This is a genomic window from Acidovorax sp. CCYZU-2555, from assembly GCF_018413525.1.
Lineage (GTDB): Bacteria > Pseudomonadota > Gammaproteobacteria > Burkholderiales > Burkholderiaceae_C > Comamonas.
The window spans coordinates 13911-30002 of sequence record NZ_JAHCDD010000003.1; the positions used below are offsets into that span (position 1 = coordinate 13911).

17 protein-coding genes and 1 riboswitch are annotated in these 16092 nt (G+C 65.7%); of the genes, 5 read left to right on the top strand and 12 right to left on the bottom strand.

Translation table 11 applies throughout. The annotated features are described in order from the left end of the window. Positions 1 to 87: 87 nt before the first annotated feature. The 5 genes from KHY18_RS01465 to KHY18_RS01485 all read right to left on the bottom strand — a co-directional run bounded on the left by KHY18_RS01465 (position 88) and on the right by KHY18_RS01485 (position 5259). Positions 88 to 1563, bottom strand: a complete 1476-nt coding sequence (locus KHY18_RS01465; RefSeq protein WP_213293474.1) for a M20 family metallopeptidase — start codon at positions 1561 to 1563, stop codon at positions 88 to 90. A 67-nt stretch (positions 1564 to 1630) separates the two neighbouring features. Next, on the bottom strand, positions 1631 to 2791 hold the full coding sequence (locus KHY18_RS01470) for a glycerophosphodiester phosphodiesterase (protein ID WP_213293475.1): 1161 nt from the start codon (positions 2789 to 2791) through the stop codon (positions 1631 to 1633). Positions 2792 to 2857: 66 nt separating this feature from the next. Then, positions 2858 to 3442 carry a methionine biosynthesis protein MetW gene (metW, locus tag KHY18_RS01475; protein ID WP_213293476.1) on the bottom strand — a complete coding sequence of 195 codons (585 nt, stop codon included), beginning with the start codon at positions 3440 to 3442 and terminating at the stop codon, positions 2858 to 2860. Continuing rightward, positions 3439 to 4566 carry a homoserine O-succinyltransferase MetX gene (gene metX / locus KHY18_RS01480; RefSeq protein ID WP_213293477.1) on the bottom strand — a complete coding sequence of 376 codons (1128 nt, stop codon included), beginning with the start codon at positions 4564 to 4566 and terminating at the stop codon, positions 3439 to 3441. The genes metW and metX overlap by 4 nt, the downstream gene beginning before the upstream one ends. Positions 4567 to 4680: 114 nt before the next feature. Further along, positions 4681 to 5259 carry a TMEM165/GDT1 family protein gene (locus KHY18_RS01485; protein WP_213293479.1) on the bottom strand — a complete coding sequence of 193 codons (579 nt, stop codon included), beginning with the start codon at positions 5257 to 5259 and terminating at the stop codon, positions 4681 to 4683. A gap of 16 nt (positions 5260 to 5275) precedes the next feature. After that, positions 5276 to 5479, bottom strand: a riboswitch (yybP-ykoY riboswitch). Positions 5480 to 5720: 241 nt separating this feature from the next. Between KHY18_RS01485 and rbp (KHY18_RS01490) the strand changes: the two genes are divergently transcribed. Beyond that, on the top strand, positions 5721 to 6104 hold the full coding sequence (gene rbp / locus KHY18_RS01490; RefSeq protein WP_213293480.1) for an RNA-binding regulator: 384 nt from the start codon (positions 5721 to 5723) through the stop codon (positions 6102 to 6104). A 31-nt stretch (positions 6105 to 6135) separates the two neighbouring features. Here the strand turns inward: rbp (KHY18_RS01490) and KHY18_RS01495 are convergent, their stop codons facing one another. Continuing rightward, on the bottom strand, positions 6136 to 6291 hold the full coding sequence (locus tag KHY18_RS01495; RefSeq protein ID WP_213293744.1) for a hypothetical protein: 156 nt from the start codon (positions 6289 to 6291) through the stop codon (positions 6136 to 6138). Positions 6292 to 6354: 63 nt separating this feature from the next. On the opposite strand from KHY18_RS01495, the gene rbp (KHY18_RS01500) reads away from it, so the two are divergent. Then, positions 6355 to 6924, top strand: coding sequence for an RNA-binding regulator (gene rbp, locus KHY18_RS01500; RefSeq protein WP_213293720.1), 570 nt, complete (start codon positions 6355 to 6357; stop codon positions 6922 to 6924). 148 nt (positions 6925 to 7072) lie between these two features. On the opposite strand, the gene KHY18_RS01505 is transcribed toward rbp (KHY18_RS01500), so the two are convergent. The 4 genes from KHY18_RS01505 to KHY18_RS01520 are packed head-to-tail and all read right to left on the bottom strand — an operon-like array spanning position 7073 to position 10054. After that, positions 7073 to 7864, bottom strand: a complete 792-nt coding sequence (locus KHY18_RS01505; protein ID WP_213293481.1) for an SDR family oxidoreductase — start codon at positions 7862 to 7864, stop codon at positions 7073 to 7075. A 2-nt stretch (positions 7865 to 7866) separates the two neighbouring features. Then, entirely contained in the window at positions 7867 to 8499 is a 633-nt protein-coding gene (gene lptC, locus KHY18_RS01510) for an LPS export ABC transporter periplasmic protein LptC (protein WP_213293498.1), read from the bottom strand. Then, positions 8496 to 9053 carry a KdsC family phosphatase gene (locus KHY18_RS01515; RefSeq protein WP_213293500.1) on the bottom strand — a complete coding sequence of 186 codons (558 nt, stop codon included), beginning with the start codon at positions 9051 to 9053 and terminating at the stop codon, positions 8496 to 8498. Before KHY18_RS01515 ends, lptC begins: the two co-directional genes overlap by 4 nt. Beyond that, positions 9053 to 10054 (bottom strand): KpsF/GutQ family sugar-phosphate isomerase, encoded by a 1002-nt coding sequence (locus tag KHY18_RS01520; RefSeq protein ID WP_213293502.1) that lies wholly within the window; start codon positions 10052 to 10054, stop codon positions 9053 to 9055. The genes KHY18_RS01515 and KHY18_RS01520 overlap by 1 nt, the downstream gene beginning before the upstream one ends. Positions 10055 to 10183: 129 nt before the next feature. Here KHY18_RS01520 and KHY18_RS01525 point away from each other — a divergent pair, with 129 nt between their 5' ends. From KHY18_RS01525 to KHY18_RS01535, 3 genes are all read left to right on the top strand, one after another. Then, positions 10184 to 10738: an adenine phosphoribosyltransferase gene (locus tag KHY18_RS01525; protein WP_213293504.1), complete on the top strand. Its 555-nt coding sequence runs from the start codon at positions 10184 to 10186 to the stop codon at positions 10736 to 10738. A 71-nt stretch (positions 10739 to 10809) separates the two neighbouring features. After that, positions 10810 to 11856 carry an Lnb N-terminal periplasmic domain-containing protein gene (locus KHY18_RS01530; protein WP_213293506.1) on the top strand — a complete coding sequence of 349 codons (1047 nt, stop codon included), beginning with the start codon at positions 10810 to 10812 and terminating at the stop codon, positions 11854 to 11856. 12 nt (positions 11857 to 11868) lie between these two features. Continuing rightward, on the top strand, positions 11869 to 13830 hold the full coding sequence (locus tag KHY18_RS01535; RefSeq protein ID WP_213293508.1) for an esterase/lipase family protein: 1962 nt from the start codon (positions 11869 to 11871) through the stop codon (positions 13828 to 13830). Positions 13831 to 13935: 105 nt separating this feature from the next. On the opposite strand, the gene KHY18_RS01540 is transcribed toward KHY18_RS01535, so the two are convergent. Together KHY18_RS01540 and KHY18_RS01545 are read right to left on the bottom strand one after the other, a co-directional pair. Beyond that, positions 13936 to 14865, bottom strand: coding sequence for a dihydrodipicolinate synthase family protein (locus KHY18_RS01540; protein WP_213293510.1), 930 nt, complete (start codon positions 14863 to 14865; stop codon positions 13936 to 13938). A gap of 10 nt (positions 14866 to 14875) precedes the next feature. Further along, positions 14876 to 16048 (bottom strand): L-rhamnonate dehydratase, encoded by a 1173-nt coding sequence (locus tag KHY18_RS01545; RefSeq protein WP_213293513.1) that lies wholly within the window; start codon positions 16046 to 16048, stop codon positions 14876 to 14878. Positions 16049 to 16092 lie beyond the last annotated feature (44 nt).

Consider the following 16092-nt stretch of genomic DNA (forward strand, 5'->3'; position numbering starts at 1 on the left):
GCAAGGGGGCAGCGAGCAAGGGCCGCCCCGCAGCGAGGCTGCCGTCCCCCTCCACCGAAGGTTGAGAGGGGGAAGCGACGAAGTCGCTCAGGGGGTGATTGGTAAACTCGCAATCACCTGCGCCACCGCGGCAGTGATCTTCTTCGCATACGGCACATGCAGGAACTCGTTGGGGCCGTGCGCATTGCTCTTGGGGCCCAGCACGCCGCAGACCATCATCTGCGCCTTGGGAAAGCCCTGGCTCAGCATGTTCATCAGCGGAATCGTGCCGCCCTGGCCGATATAGCCGCAGGCCGCGCCGAAATGCGCCTGGCTCGCGCTCTGCAGCGCCTGTTCGAACCAGGGGTCCATGGCCGGCGCGTTCCAGCCGCTGGCCGAGCTCAGGCCTTCCCAGGTGACCTTGGCCTTGTAGGGCGCGTTGTCTTCGAGCAAGGCCTTCATTTCCTGCACGCAGGACGCTGAGTCGACCAGCGGCGGCAGGCGCAGGCTCAGCTTGAACGCCGTATAGGGGCGCAACACATTGCCCGCGTTCTGCAGCGTGGGGAAACCTTCGGCGCCGGTCACGCTGAGCGTGGGCTCCCAGGTGCGCTTGAGCAGCGACTCGACCGGGTCGGACGTGGTCGGCAGCGCAAACGTCGTCGCGCCGCCGCAGTCGTAATGCGCCCAGGGAAAGCGCTTGGTGACTTCTTCACCCAGGATGGCCGCCGTGGCGCGCGCCTGGGCCAGCCGGTCGGCGGGCACTTCGCAGTGGAAGCTCGCGGGCAGCAGACGGCCCGTGGCGCTGTCTTCAAGACGGTCGAGCACCTGGCGCATGATGCGAAACGATGAGGGCACGGCGCCCGAGGCATCGCCCGAGTGGATGCCTTCGGTCAGGATCTCGACCTTGAGCGTGCCCGTGGCCATGCCGCGCAGGCTGGTCGTGAGCCACAGCTGGTCGTAGTTGCCCGCGCCGCTGTCGAGGCAGATCACCAGCGCGACTTCGCCCAGGCGCGGGCGCAGTGCGTCCACATAGGGCAGCAGGTCGCGCGAGCCGCTTTCCTCGCAGGTTTCGATCAGCCCGCAGATGCGCGGATGCGCCACGTTCTGGCGCTTGAGTTCCTGCACCGCGGCAATGCTCGCGTAGACCGCATAGCCGTCATCGGCGCCGCCGCGGCCGTAGAGCTTGCCGTCTTCGTACTTGGGCGTCCATGGGCCCAGATCCTTGCGCCAGCCTTCGAACTCGGGTTGCTTGTCGAGGTGGCCGTACATCAGCACCGTGCCCTGGCTCTGCGCCTGCGACTGGGTCGCGGCGACTTCGAAGAACAGCACCGGCGTGCGGCCCGGCAGGCGCACGATTTCGAGCGTCAGGCCCGCGACTTTCTGCGCCTCGACCCAGGTGGCGGCGTTGCGCAGCACGGTGTCGAGGTAGCCCTGCTGCTCCCAGTCGGGCGCGAACATCGGCGACTTGGCGGGAATCGCTATGTATTCAGTGAGCTGCCCGACGATGTCGCTGTCCCACTGGGCGCTGACACGCTCCAGTGCGAGAGCCGGATCGAGGGCGGTGGCGGGGATGCGTGCATTCATGGCTAAAGCTCCTTCGTCGGTGCCACGGAGGGCCGCGGCGATGTTCTATTGTCCTGCAGACTGCGGTTCAGGGCTTGCGTTGCATGGCGTCGATGGCGGCGCGGCCGATTGCCGGGTCATCGGTGAACACGCCATCGATGCCGGCGCGCAGGAAAGCGTCCATATCGGCGCGCGCATTGCCGCGCAGCGCGCCGTTGCCGGCCGGCGCGCTCTTGAGCTGGGCCGGCAGGAAAGCGTTTTCGGGACGCAGCGTCCAGACATGCACCAGCAGGCCCGCGGCATGCGCGTCGTGCACGAACGAGGTGGGCCGGCCATGGCCGCCATCGGTCACGGGAATCACCATGGTCTTGCTCGGCCCCACGCCCTGGGCGTAGGTGGCGATCTCGGCCAGGCCCGCGGGCGTGGCCATCTTCGCGTAGGTGGTGCGCGGCACGCCCTCGCGCGCCTGGTCGAACGGGCTGCCGTTGGGCGTCATCAACTGCACCAGCCGCACCGGCGTCTGCGCATGCAGCGCGCGCAGGTTGTCGACTTCGAACGACTGGATGAACACTGGCGCATCCGCGCGGTTGAGCCCATGTTTCGTGAGCACGTCGAGCAGCGGCTTTTCGAGCGGATGGCCGATGGACTGGAAGTAGCTCGGGTGCTTGGTCTCGATGTACAGGCCTATGGTGCGCCCCGTATGTGCGCTCTGCGTGCGCGCCAGCGCGATCATTTCCTCGAGCGTGGGCACTTCGAACTGGCCGTCGTAAGCGGCGCTCGCCGGGCGCAGCAGCGGAATGCGCTCGCGCGCGCGCAGCGTCTTGAGTTCGGCGAGCGTGAAGTCTTCGACAAACCAGCCCGTGAAGGCCTTGCCGTCAATCGTCTTGGTCGTGCGGCGCGCGGCGAATTCCGGGCGAGCAGAGACGTCGGTGGTCGCTTCCTGCAGCGTGCCGTCGGCCTTGAGAATGGCGATCGCGTTCTCGTGGCGCGACACCAGCACGCCGTCGCGCGTGATGACCAGATCGGCCTCGATCAGGTCGGCGCCGTCATCGATGGCTTTCTGATACGCCGCGAGCGTGTGCTCGGGGCGCAGCGCCGACGCGCCGCGGTGGGCGATCAGCGCGGGCTGGGGCGGCCAGCTCGCGGCGGGCGCGGGTGACGCCGGCTGGGCCTGAGCGCTGGCCGCAAGCGCCGTCCACGCCAGCGCGCTGGCCATCACCGTTTTCTTGCACGACCGCAGCAAATCCATGGTTCACCTTTCGTCAGCGCGCGCGGACACCATGCCTGCGCCTGCCGCCAGCGCCCATGCTACCGGTTAACTGTGTTCCAGGCAGAACACGGCCGTGCCGGCGCGCAGATTCGGCAGAAAGCGCACGGTGTTGCCGTCCTGCAGACCAAAAGCGTCGCGCACCTGCAGCCGGTTCTTGTGCGCCAGCACTTCGAAGTCCTTGAACGTGCCGACGCGGATATTGGGCGTGTCGTACCACTGGTAGGGCAGGCGGCGCGTGACCGGCATGCGCCCGCGCAGCACCGACAGGCGGTTGGGCCAGTGTGCGAAGTTGGGGAAGGCGACGATGCCCAGGCGGCCTATGCGCGCGGTTTCGCGCAGCATGATTTCGGCATTGCGCAGATGCTGCAGCGTGTCGATCTGCAGCACCACATCGAAGCTGTTGTCGCCGAACATCGCCAGGCCGTCTTCGAGATTGAGCTGCAGCACGTCGACGCCGCGGCGCACGCAGGCCAGCACGTTGGCGTCATCGAGCTCCACGCCGTAGCCGCTGCAGCCGCGCTCGCGCTGCAGATACGACAGCAGTCCGCCATCGCCGCAACCCAGATCCAGCACGCGTGCGCCTTCGGGCACGAGGCGGGCAATCGCCTCCATGGTCGATTTTTCGGTCATGCGATCTCCTTTGCGATGCTTTCGAAATAAGAGCGCATGACGCCCAGGTAGCGCGGGTCATCGAGCAGGAAGGCATCGTGACCATGGGGTGCGTCGATCTCTGCGTAGCTCACGCGGCGCTGGTTCTCGAGCAGCGACTTGACGATTTCGCGGCTGCGCGCGGGCGCGAAGCGCCAGTCGGTGGTGAAGCTCACCAGCAGATACTTGGCCTGGCTCGCGGCCAGCGCCTGCGTCAGGTTGCCCGCATGGGCGCGCGCCGGGTCGAAGTAGTCGAGCGCGCGCGTGATCAGCAGATAGGTGTTGGCGTCGAAATAGTCGCTGAACTTGTCGCCCTGGTAGCGCAGATAGCTTTCGATCTCGAACTCGATGTCCTGGGTGCTGTATTTCAGCTCCAGGCCGTCGCGCAGCTGGCGACCGAACTTCTGGTTCATCACGTCGTCGCTGAGATAGGTGATGTGGCCGATCATGCGCGCGATGCGCAGGCCGCGGCGCGGCACGACACCGTGGTCGTAGAAGTTGCCGCCGTGGAAGTCGGGGTCGGTGACGATGGCGCGGCGCGCGACTTCGTTGAACGCAATGTTCTCGGCGTTCAGGTTGGGCGCGCTGGCCACGACCACCGCGTGCGCCAGGCGCTCGGGGTGGCGCAGCGACCAGCACAGCGCCTGCATGCCGCCCAGGCTGCCGCCGAGCACCGCCGCGAGCCGCGTGATGCCCAGCCGGTCGAGCAGCCTTGCCTGGGCATCGACCCAGTCCTCGACCGTGACCACGGGGAAATCGGCGCCGTAGACGCGGCCGGTGTCCGGGTTCTCGTGCATGGGCCCGGTCGAGCCGAAGCACGAGCCGAGGTTGTTGACGCCGATCACGAAGAAGCGGTTGGTGTCGACCGGCTTGCCCGGGCCGATCATGTTGTCCCACCAGCCCTCGCTCTTGGGCTGGTCGGCGTAGACGCCGGCCACATGGTGCGAGGCATTGAGGGCATGGCACACCAGCACCGCGTTCGAACGCTCGGCGTTGAGCTCGCCGTAGGTTTCGTAGGCGAGGTCGTAGTGATGTATCGAGGCGCCGCCCTGCAGGGGCAGGGCATCCTCGAAATGCATGGACAAAGGAGTGGCGATGAAGGACATGAAAAAACCCGGCATCGCTAAAAACGAGGCCGGGTCGAGATGTCGTCGGACGGGTCTTTAGCTGGATTTATAAAGCGCCCGCAAGCATTGGCAAATCGGCGCGTGAAAGAACCATTATGCCAAAACGTCGACGCCTGGGGCCCACAATGCGAGCAGGCCCAGCACCAGGAAAATGCCGGCCGACACCAGATGCACGATGCGCAGCGGCACCAGGCGCGTGATGCGCTCGCCGAGCCAGACCACGGGCGCGTTGGCGAGCATCATGCCCAGCGTCGTTCCAGCAACCACCCACAGGTAGGCGTTGTACTTGGCCGCGAGCACCACGGTGGCGATCTGCGTCTTGTCGCCCATTTCGGCAAGGAAGAACGCGATCAGCGTGGTGCCGAACACGCCCCAGCGCGAGACCGTGGCAGTGTCCTCTTCGTCGAGCTTGTCGGGAATCAGCATCCAGACGGCCATGGCGATGAAGCACGCGCCCAGCACCCAGCGCAGCACCTGCGGACCCATGAAAGTCGTGACCCAGGCACCTACTGCGCCGGCCAGCGCGTGGTTGGCCAGCGTGGCGGCAAGAATGCCCAGCACGATGGGCCAGGGCTTGCGAAAACGGGCGGCAAGGACCAGCGCCAGCAGTTGCGTCTTGTCGCCCATTTCGGCGATGGCAACGATGGCGGTGGAGACAAAAAAGGCTTCCATGGGGGTTTTTCTGATGAACAGGCCGGACGACGCGAACGCATTGACTGCGCACCGACTCCGGCCATGTGGATCGGCACCCAGCCAATGGTCTCGCCCAGCAAGCAATCCGCGAAACGGCTTGCTTGAACCGCATGCACCATAGGTTGTGAGAACCCAAGTTTGTTGATGCATGCCTTCGGTGCATTGCACACCGAACGGGCTACTCCCCAAAGACAAGCCGCGATTCTAGTCAGATCGGCAGTTTCCCGCTGGATTCCGGGTAAATACCGACCCAAAAAGTGTTGTTCCCGCACCGAAATTTCAATCCAGAGCAATCTACATGGGTATATATGACTCATAATGTCCAAGCCTTTCCGCAAAGCAATGAGTAGTAGGCAGGTGCGTTTCGGTCTCTAAAGTTGTCAGGTAGTTGACTGCATAGGGCTCCATCGCGTTTTCAAGTGTTTTTTCAGGAGTCCTCCATGGGCAACAAACTTTACGTCGGCAACCTGCCGTACTCTTTCCGTGACGGCGACCTCGAGCAAGCTTTCAGCGAATTCGGCAATGTCAACAGCGCCAAGGTCATGATGGAACGTGACACCGGCCGTTCGAAGGGCTTCGGCTTTGTCGAAATGAGCAACGATGCTGAAGCACAAGCAGCAATCCAAGGCCTGCACGGCCAAAACCAAGGCGGCCGTGACCTCGTTGTCAACGAAGCCCGTCCTATGGAACCACGCCCACCCCGTAGCGGTGGCGGCTTCGGCGGCGGCGGCGGCTTCGGCGGCGGCAATGGCGGCGGCGGTTTCGGCGGTGGCCGTAGCGGCGGCGGCGGTGGCGGCTTCGGCGGCGGCCGTGGCGGTTACTAAGCACTGACTCAGGGTTTTCAATAACCCAGTGTCAAAAAAGGGCCTTTGGCCCTTTTTTTTCGTCTTTTTCATGCAAATACTCCTTTCGCCGGCTTTTTTTTTGCATTTCTTTTCCCTCATAATTTGTGATCGGTGTCCCCGATATCAGTGCAGGTGATTTGCAATGCGTGCGCAGGTTTTCTTTCATGGATCGCTGGCAACGTTGAGCACCACAGCAATTGTGTTACTTGAGGAGTTTGAGGAGTCTTTAATGGGCAACAAGCTGTATGTTGGCAATCTCCCTTATGGAGTGCGTGACAACGACCTTGAGCAGGCATTCAGCCAGTATGGTTCAGTGACGAGTGCCAAGGTAATGATGGAGCGCGACACGGGTCGCTCCAAGGGGTTTGGGTTCGTGGAAATGGGCAGCGATTCTGAAGCGCAGGCAGCAATCCAGGGCATGAACGGACAAGCACTCGGCGGTCGCAGCATCGTCGTCAACGAGGCGCGCCCGATGGAGCCACGCCCACCGCGCAGCGGTGGCTTTGGCGGCGGCGGTGGCGGCTACGGTGGTGGCGGTGGCGGCGGTGGTTATGGCGGCGGCCGTGAAGGCGGTGGCGGCTATGGCGGCGGCGGTCGTGACGGCGGTGGTGGCTACGGCGGCGGCGGTGGCGGTTATGGCGGTGGTGGTGGCGGCCGTGATGGCGGCGGCTACGGCGGCGGTGGCCGTGATGCCGGCGGTCGCAACGACGGCGGTTTCCGCAGCCCATACGGCTCGGGTCCACGTGGCGGCGGCGGTGGTGGCGGACGTGGTGGCTACGGCAATAACCACGGCGAATAATCCCCGCGCAAAACAAAAAGGCTTCACTTGAAGCCTTTTTTTACGTCTGGAGTATGTAGGTTGCGCTGGGTTACGGGTATTCACCAGTGCCGGTCAAAATGCCTGCGCCTCTCAGCCAACACCTGTAAGACAAAATCGCCAGATTCTCTTACTCCGCTGTTTTGTGCCGATGTTTGGTTTGCCGACCTTGTAACAAACGGTCAAAAACCGCGTTGGGCAACAGGCGCAACAGCTTGGCCACGATACCCATCTGCCAGGGAATGACGGCATAACTGCTTTGCCGCATGATCACGCGGAAAGCGCGCTCGGCGAAATCATCGGCGGTCAGCAGAAACGGCATTCCATAGCGGTTATCGCGCGTGAGCGGTGTGGCGACATAACCGGGCAGCAAAGTCACCACGCGCACGCCGCGCGCGCGCAATTCGCCGCGCAGGCTCTCGCAATAGCTGACCACGGCGGCCTTGCTCGCGCAGTAGGCGCCATGGCCGGGCAGGCCGCGGATCGCGGCCACGCTGGCCACGCCGACCAGCGTGCCCGAGCCCCGGGCCTGCATCGCGCGGATGAACGGGTGAAAGGTCGCGGCCATGCCGAGGTTGTTGGTCGCGAACAGCTGCGCCATGACGTCCAGGTCTTCGCGCTCGGCGGAATCTATGCCCCAGCTCACGCCCGCGTTGGCCACCACCACCTGCGGCAGGCCCTGGCGCGCGAGACACGCCATGCCGGCCTCCACGATGCTGTCGGCCACCGATACATCGGCAGCGTAGACCGCGTAGCGTGCGGCGTCCAGACCCGCGCCCGCCGCCCAGTCGCCGATCGCCTGGGTGTTGCGCGCCACGAGGGCCAGGTCATGGCCCTGGGCATAAAAGCGCGCCGCCAGCGCCTGGCCTATGCCGCTCGACGCGCCGGTGATGAACGCCAGGGGGCGCGCGGGCGCGGTCATGTTCAGCGCCCCGCGGCGGCCGCAGGCGCGGGCTGCATGACCCCGCGCACCCGGCCGTTCAGTTGCATCACCTGCTCCAGGTGGTCGTAGTCGAGGCGATCGGCCGTGAAGCGGTCCGTGCCGCGCCACAGCACCACGGGCTTGTCCGAAAGAACGCGCTCTTCATTGGTCCAGGCATGCAGGAACTCGCCTTCGAAACGCAATTCGGGCGAGCGCTTGCCGTCGGGCAACTGCATGGCTTCGCGCGTGACGCGCGCATTGCCAAACAGCTGGACTTCGGAGCCGTCGCCATTGCTCAGGCCGCGCAGCGCGGTGGCCCGGGTCTGACGGCCGTCCGGGGCCTTCGCATGGATTTGCACGCCGTCGATTTCCAGCGTGTCGGTGTCGGGGTAATGGCGCGCCATCTGGCCCTGCAGCTGGCGCGTCATGCGGCCCGCGGCGTCGAAGTTCTGCACCGAGAAGTCTTTCATGAAATAGTCGGGCTCATGCACCGGCGCACGCGCCGCCACGGAGGGCAGCGCCGACGGCGCATTGCGCACCAACCACCAGCTGGCCAGCGCCATCAGGCCCATCAGGATCACGGGCAGATAGATCGTGAAGCTTTCCCAGCCGCGACGCCATGGGGGCCGCGTCATGCGTAGCTTTCAAGCAGGCTGGCGTACCGGCCCGATGCCACCAGCAGCAGATCGCAGAACTCGCGCGCCGCGCCCTGCCCGCCCGCGCGCTGGGTCACGTAGTGGGCAGCGGCCAGGGCTTCGGCATGGGCGTTCACGGGCGCGCAGGCGATGGCCGCACGGCGCATGACGGGCAGATCGGGCCAGTCGTCGCCCATGGCCGCGGCCTGGCTCCAGTCCAGGCCCAGCGTCTGCAGGAATTCTTCGGCCGCGGGCTTCTTGTCTTCGGTGCCGAAACGCGCATGCTCTATGCCCAGATTCTTGAGCCGCAGGCGCAGCGGCGCCGAGTCGCGGCCCGTGATGACCACGGGCGTGATGCCGACTTTCTGCAGCATTTTCACGCCATGGCCGTCGAGCGTGTTGAAGCGCTTGATGACTTCACCTTCCTGGGTGAAATACAGGCCGCCGTCGGTCAGCACGCCGTCGACGTCGAAGAACACCACCTTGACCCCCTGGGCCTTGAGCAGCAACTGGGGGGCGAAGTCGAGCGCCGGGGCAAGAGCGGAATGGGACATCAGATCACCTTGGCGCGCATCAGATCGCGAATATGGACCACGCCGACGAGCTGGTCGGCGCCTTCGATCACCAGCACCGACGTGATGCCGTGCTGTTCCATGAGCCGCGCGGCATCGACAGCGAGCGCATCGGCCTGGATGGTATGGGGTTGGCGGTGCATGACTTCACCGGCCGTGGTGCTGAGCAGGTCGGCGCCCTGCTCGATGCGCCGGCGCAGGTCGCCGTCGGTGAACACGCCGCGCAGTTCGCCCTGCTCGCCGACGATGGCCGAAGCACCCAGGCCCTTGGCGCTCATTTCACGCATCAGCAGCAGAAACGAGGTATCGGCCGTGACGCGCGGCACGTCAGCGCCCGAACGCATCACGTCCGCGACGTGGGTCAGCAGCTTGCGACCCAATGCGCCGCCGGGATGGGAGCGCGCGAAATCTTCGGCCTTGAAGCCGCGCGCGTCGAGCAGCGCCACCGCGAGCGCATCGCCCATCGCGAGCTGGGCCGTGGTGCTGGCCGTGGGCGCCAGATTCAGCGGGCAGGCCTCGCGTTCGACATAGGTGTCGAGCACCCAGTCGGAATGGCGGGCCAGCGTGGAGCCGGGGTTGCCGGTCATGCCGACGACAGGCACGCCCTGGCGGCGCAGCGCGGGCAGCAGCGCCGCGATCTCGTCGCTCTCGCCGCTGTTCGACAGCGCCAGCACCAGGTCGTTTTCGGTGACCATGCCCAGATCGCCATGGCTGGCTTCACCCGGGTGCACGAAGAACGACGGCGTGCCGGTGGAGGCCAGCGTCGCGGCGATCTTGCGGCCCACATGGCCGCTCTTGCCCATGCCCATGACCACCACCCGGCCATGAATGTCGAGCACGCGCTCGACGACCTGGGCAAACACAGGCGACAGGCGGTCGGACAGGGCGAGAAGGGCCTGGGCCTCGATACCGAGGGTGTCACGCGCGAGTTGCAAGGCCTGGGGGCCGTCGAAAGGACGCGTGGATGCTGCAGCAGATTTCATGCGTGGATTTTAGGGCCTGGGCCTTATTCCGCTTGTCACGACAGGTCGGCCGCCGGCGCTCGGCGCGCGGTCTGTTTAAACTCCTGCAGCCGCCGGGCCACGCCCGGCCTTGTACAGAATACTTTCGCCATGCTTCACACCACCATCAACGATTACCTTCGGCAATACATCCGCACGGTGCCCGACTGGCCCGCGCCGGGCGTGCAGTTCCGCGACATCACGCCGCTGCTGCAGGACCCCAAGGTCTTTCGCGTGCTGATCGATGCGTTCGTGCACCGCTACATGGACCCGGCGCTGCGCCCCGATGTGGTCGCGGGCCTGGACGCGCGCGGCTTCATTCTCGGCGCGGTGGTCGCCTATGAACTCAATGTCGGTTTCGTGCCCATCCGCAAGAAAGGCAAGCTGCCGTTCACCACGGTCGAGGAAACCTACGAACTCGAATACGGCAGCGCCACCGTCGAGCTGCATGCCGATGCCGTCAAGCCCGGCGACCGCGTGCTGCTGATCGATGACCTGATCGCCACCGGCGGCACCATGATGGCCGGCAAGAAGCTGCTGGAAAAACTTGGCGCCCAGGTGATCGAAGGCGCGGCCATCGTCGATCTGCCCGAACTCGGCGGCTCCGATCGCCTGCGCGAAGGCGGGCTGTCGCTTTACACGCTGGTCGACTTCGCCGGGCATTGATCTTGCAGCTGTGACACAGCCGCAACGCGCGCCGGTTTTCTGTTCCATCCCTCTTTTGCCCCTGTCCTCCCATGCCCCTGCCTCGTGACCATGCCAAACAAGCACCGCCTCCAGGGCGTGTGTTGGCCGGCGGCGCGCGCGCCATCGGCGCGCTGCTGGGACTCGGGCTCGCGGCATTCGGCGCGCTCGCGCTGTGGAGCCAGGCGCCGGGCGGCCGGTTTGCCGCCGCCGCGCTGGCGGGCCTGTGGGTGATCTGGGTCGGCGCCTCGTGCCTGCTGGCCAGCGCCGATCCACGTTCCTGGCGCGCCTGGGGGCTGCTGGCCGCGGGCTGCCTGGTGCTGGGCCTGTGGTGGGCGGCCATCACGCCGTCGAATGATCGTGCCTGGGCCGCCGATGTGGCGCGCACATTGCGCGCCGAACGCCACGGATCGCAGGTGCTGCTGCACAACGTGCGCAATTTCGACTGGCGCAGCGATGAAGACTTCAGCGCGCGCTGGGAAACCCGGCGCTACGACCTCGACAGCCTGCGCTCGGTCGACATGGCCTTGTCGTACTGGATGGGCCCGGCGATTGCGCACACGCTGGTGTCGTTCGGCTTCGACGACGGCCGCCAACTGGTGTTCTCGGTCGAAGTGCGCAAGGAGCGCGGCGAGCAGTATTCGGCGCTGGCCGGATTCTTCAAGCGCTACGAGCTGGCGCTGGTCGCCGCCGACGAGCGCGACATCCTGGGCGTGCGCGCCCGCGTGCGCGATGAAGATGTCTATCTCTACCGCGTGCACATGTCCAAGCCCGCGATGCGCGCGCTGTTCGAGCAATACCTCGACGAGTCAGACTCGTTGCGCGAAACGCCGCGCTTCTATCAGACGCTGACCGCCAACTGCACGACCATCGTCTACTCAATGATGGAGCGCATCGTTCCCGGCCTGCCGCTGGACGCACGGCTGCTGCTGTCGGGTTATCTGCCGTCCTATGTGCAGGAAGTCGGCGGCCTGACCGCGGGCTATTCGCTGCAGGAGCTGCAGGAAAAGGGACGCATCACCGCGCGGGCGCGCCAGCTGGGGCCCAACGCCGATTTTTCCGCCGCCATCCGCCAGGGCCTGCCGGTGCAGGCACGCTGAGGTTCACTCTCCATGGTCTTTACCGCCCTGCGCGCCTGGCGCCTGGTTTCTGCGCTGTGCGCCGCCGCGCTGCTGGCGGGCTGCGCCGGCGTGCAGGTCAGTTCGCTGCAGCCGTCCGACTATCTGTCGCAGCGGCGCTCCGACATCCTCACGGCCGGCACGCTCAGCGCCGCGACGCAGGAAGCGCTGCGCGTCATCGGCCTCGAGCGCAAGCGCTGCGAGGATCTGCCGTCGCAGTGCCGTGACGACATCGCGGGCACGCCCGCACTGACCGACGACCAGCGCCTGTCCACGCTCGCCGAACTCTGGACCCAGGCCGCGCTGCAGGCCCAGCGCGCTGCGCCGGGCAGCCACGGCAGCGACGAAATCGATGCCTGGCTCGAAGCCGCGCGCCACGCCTATGCCTACCTGTTCTTTTCATCGCGCAAGCCCAGCGAGCGCATGTTCGAGGACCGCCAGACCCAGGTGCGCGACTACTACAACCATGCCGTCGAACAGGCGATCACCGGGCTGTTCCACCACAGCCAGCAGCGCCATCTCACGGCGCTCGATGCGTCGGTGCTGCCCTGGAACGGCTGGACGCTGCACACCAACCTCAGCGGCATCTGGTTGCCGCAGGACGCGCAGATGCCGCGCGAACTCATTCCGGCCTCGTCGCTGACGTTCTCGGGCCTGCGCAACATCTACCGGCGCGACGGCTTCGGCGCGGAGCTGGTCGCGGTCTTTCCCACCGACGACCCGCTGAGCGCGCGCCCGGCCGATGAGCCACTCGACACCTTGCCGGCGCGCAGCGCCGAGCAGCCGTTCCAGGAAGCGCCCTATCCCGCGCTCACGGCGCTGCTGCGCTTCGAAGGCACGACGCAGGCCGAAGTGCTCAAGACGCGCACCATTCACGTGCAGATGTACGACCCCTACCGCTACGGCAAGGTGCTGCTCGCCGGCGAACAGGTGCCGCTGGCGGCGAACTTCACTTCGGGCTACGGCCTGTGGCTCGCGCGCTCGGGCTTCTCGGTGCAGGCGCTGCGCTCGCTGCTGGGCCTGGACAACGGCTTGCATCGTCCGCAGATCTATCTGATGCAGCCCTACGACCCGGGCCGTCGCGTGGTGCTGATGCTGCACGGCCTGGCGAGCAGCCCCGAAGCCTGGATCAACGTCGCCAACGAAGTGCTGGGCGACGAGACGCTGCGCCAGAACTACCAGATCTGGCAGGTCTATTACCCGACCAATGCGCCGCTGGCGCTCAACAACCGCGCTATCCGCGACGCGCTGCAGGCCACGTTCGCGCACTTCGATCCCCAGGGCCTGTCGGCGGCGTCGCAGCACACCACGGTAATCGGCCACAGCATGGGCGGCGTGCTCGCGCGCCTGCTGGTGTCGTCCGCGGGCACGCAGGTGTGGGACCGGCTGCTGGAAGACTACCAATTGCAGCCCGGGCAGCAGGCGGCGCTGCAGCGGCGCATGGCGCCGGTGCTCAACTTCGAGCCCCTGCCGTCGATCACCGACGCGATCTTCATCGCTGCCCCGCACCGCGGCACGGCGTTTGCAAACCACCGTCTCGCACGCTGGGCCGCGAACCTGATCACGCTGCCGTTTTCCATGCTCGAGCAGGTGGGCGACGTGACGCGCGCACTGGCCCAGCTCAAGCCGCGGCCGGGCAAGCAGGGCCTGCTGCGCATTCCCAACAGCATCGACAACCTCAGCGATACGGACCCGTTCGTGCGCCTGTCATCGAACCTGCCGCTCGCGCCGCAGCTGCGCTACCACTCGATCATCGGCGACGCCGAACCCGCGCTGCCGCTGGCCGATTCGAGCGACGGTATCGTGCCCTACGCGAGCGCCCACCTGCCGGGCGCGGCGTCGGAACTGGTGATCGAGTCGGGCCACAGCGTGCAGGAGCATCCGCTGGCGATCATCGAGATTCGGCGGATTCTGCATGAGCAGTTGCAGCGCACGGGGGTTGGGGCTGGGCGTTGAGGGGCTTGAATACCAGGGCTTCGACAAGCTCAGCCCGAACGGTTTTACCGTTCGCCCTGAGCCTGTCGAAGGGTGAACGGCCTGCCCTCGAAAAATCGCCTCGCCTTATTTCCCCCAGCGCAACACCAACGGATCCAGCCGCCGCGCGATATCCAGCAACTGCCGCCGCACTTCAGGATGCATCGCGGGCCAGGGCGAACGCGGGGCGTCGCAGGCGATCACGCCGCCTGCCTGCATCAGCGCCTTGGCGGCGAGAAAGCCTGCCTGGCGGTTCTCGTGATTGATCAGCGGCAGCCAGCGCTGGTATTCGTTGAACGCCAGGTCCTTGTCGCCGTTGCGAAAGGCTTCGATGATGGGGCGAATGCCGTCGGCGAAACCGCCACCGGTCATGGAACCCGTCGCGCCGGCTTCGAGGTCGGCGAGCAGCGTGATGGCTTCCTCGCCGTCCCATGGGCCTTCGATGGCTTCGCCGCCCAGCGCGATCAGTTCGCGCAGCTTGCTCGCCGCGCCTGCGGTCTCCATCTTGAAGTAGCTGACCTGCTCGATCTCCTGCGCCATGCGCGCCAAAAACGCGGGCGGCAAGGCCGTGCCCGCCGCGGGCGCGTCCTGGATCATGATGGGAATGTCGATCGCATCGGACACACCCGCGAAGAAGCGGTGAATCTGCGCGTCGCTGAAGCGGAACGTTGCGCCGTGGTACGGCGGCATGACCATCACCATCGCCGCGCCCATATCCTGCGCACGCCGGCTGCGCGCCGCGCAGACCGCGGTGCTGGTATGCGTGGTGGTGACGATCACCGGCACGCGGCCGGCCACATGTTCGAGCACCAGGCGCGTGAGCGTTTCGCGCTCGTCGTCGGCCAGCAGGAACTGCTCGGAGAAGTTGGCCAGTATGCACAGGCCGTCGACGCCCGAGTCGATCATGAAGTCGACGCAGCGCTTCTGGCTCGCCAGATCGAGCGTGCCGTCTTCATGGAAGGTCGTGGGCACGACCGGGAAGATGCCGCGGTAGCGCGGGTTGGAAAGTCCGGGCATGGCGGGCTCCTTACTCGATGATGTCGAACTGGTCGAGGTACTCGGTCTTGAGCGTCAGGCCCAGGCCGGGAACGTCGTCGCGCAGCTGCAGGAAGCCGTTGTCGGCGATGGGCTCGCCGTCGAAGATGTACCAGAACAGCTCGTTGCCGACTTCCACGTCGAAGATCGGGAAGTACTCGGCCATGGGCGAGGCCAGCGTGCTCATCGTCAGATGGTAGTTGTGCATCTGGCCGGCGTGCGGAATGACCGGCACCGAATAGGCTTCGCACAGCGCGTTGATCTTGTGCGCGGCCGTGATGCCGCCCACGCGATTGGTGTCGTACTGCACCACGCTCACGGCCTTCTTGTCGAGCAACTGCTTGAAGCCGTAGAGGCTGAACTCATGCTCGCCGCCCGAGATCGGAATGATGTTCATCGCGTTGAGTTCGGCGTAGCCGTCGATGTCGTCGGCGATCACCGGTTCCTCCAGCCAGCGCGGCTCGTACTTCGCGAGCTTGGGCAGCATGCGCTTGGCGTACTCGAGGTTCCAGCCCATGTAGCACTCGAGCATCAGGTCGTTGTCGTAGCCGATCACTTCGCGAATGGCTTCGACCGATTTGAGGTTCTCCTTGACGCCATGCTGCAGGTGGGCCGGGCCGTAGCCGAAGCGCATCTTGAACGCGGTGAAGCCCTGGTCCATGAACTTCTGCGCTTCGTCCTGCATTTCCTTGAGGTCGCCGCGGTAGAGCTTGGAGTAGTAGCAGGGAATCTTTTCCTTGGTGCGCCCGCCCAGCAGCTTGAACACCGGCTTGTTGACGCTCTTGCCCAGGATGTCCCAGATCGCCAGATCGACGGCCGAGATCGCGGCCATGGTCACGCCCTTGCGGCCCCAGGCGTGCGTGGCGCGGTACATGCGCTGCCAGAGGTATTCGTAGTCCCAGGGGTCCTGGCCCACGACCAGCGGCGTGAGGTACTGGTCGATGATGGCCTTGGCGATCGCCGGCGCCAGCGCCACGTTACCTATGCCCACGATGCCGTCGTCGGTCTCGATCTCGACCACGGTCCACGAATGGAAGCGGAAGGTGCTCATGCTCTCGGTGTTGGAGTACACCAGATCCATGGCGTTGGAGCAGAAGTTGCCCTGGGGCGGAACGGTCTTGCCCTTCCATTGGAAAACACGGGCGCGCACGGACTTGATCTTCATACAGACCTCTTGGAAAAAATGGAGTGAAGCGGGCCGCAGCCCGG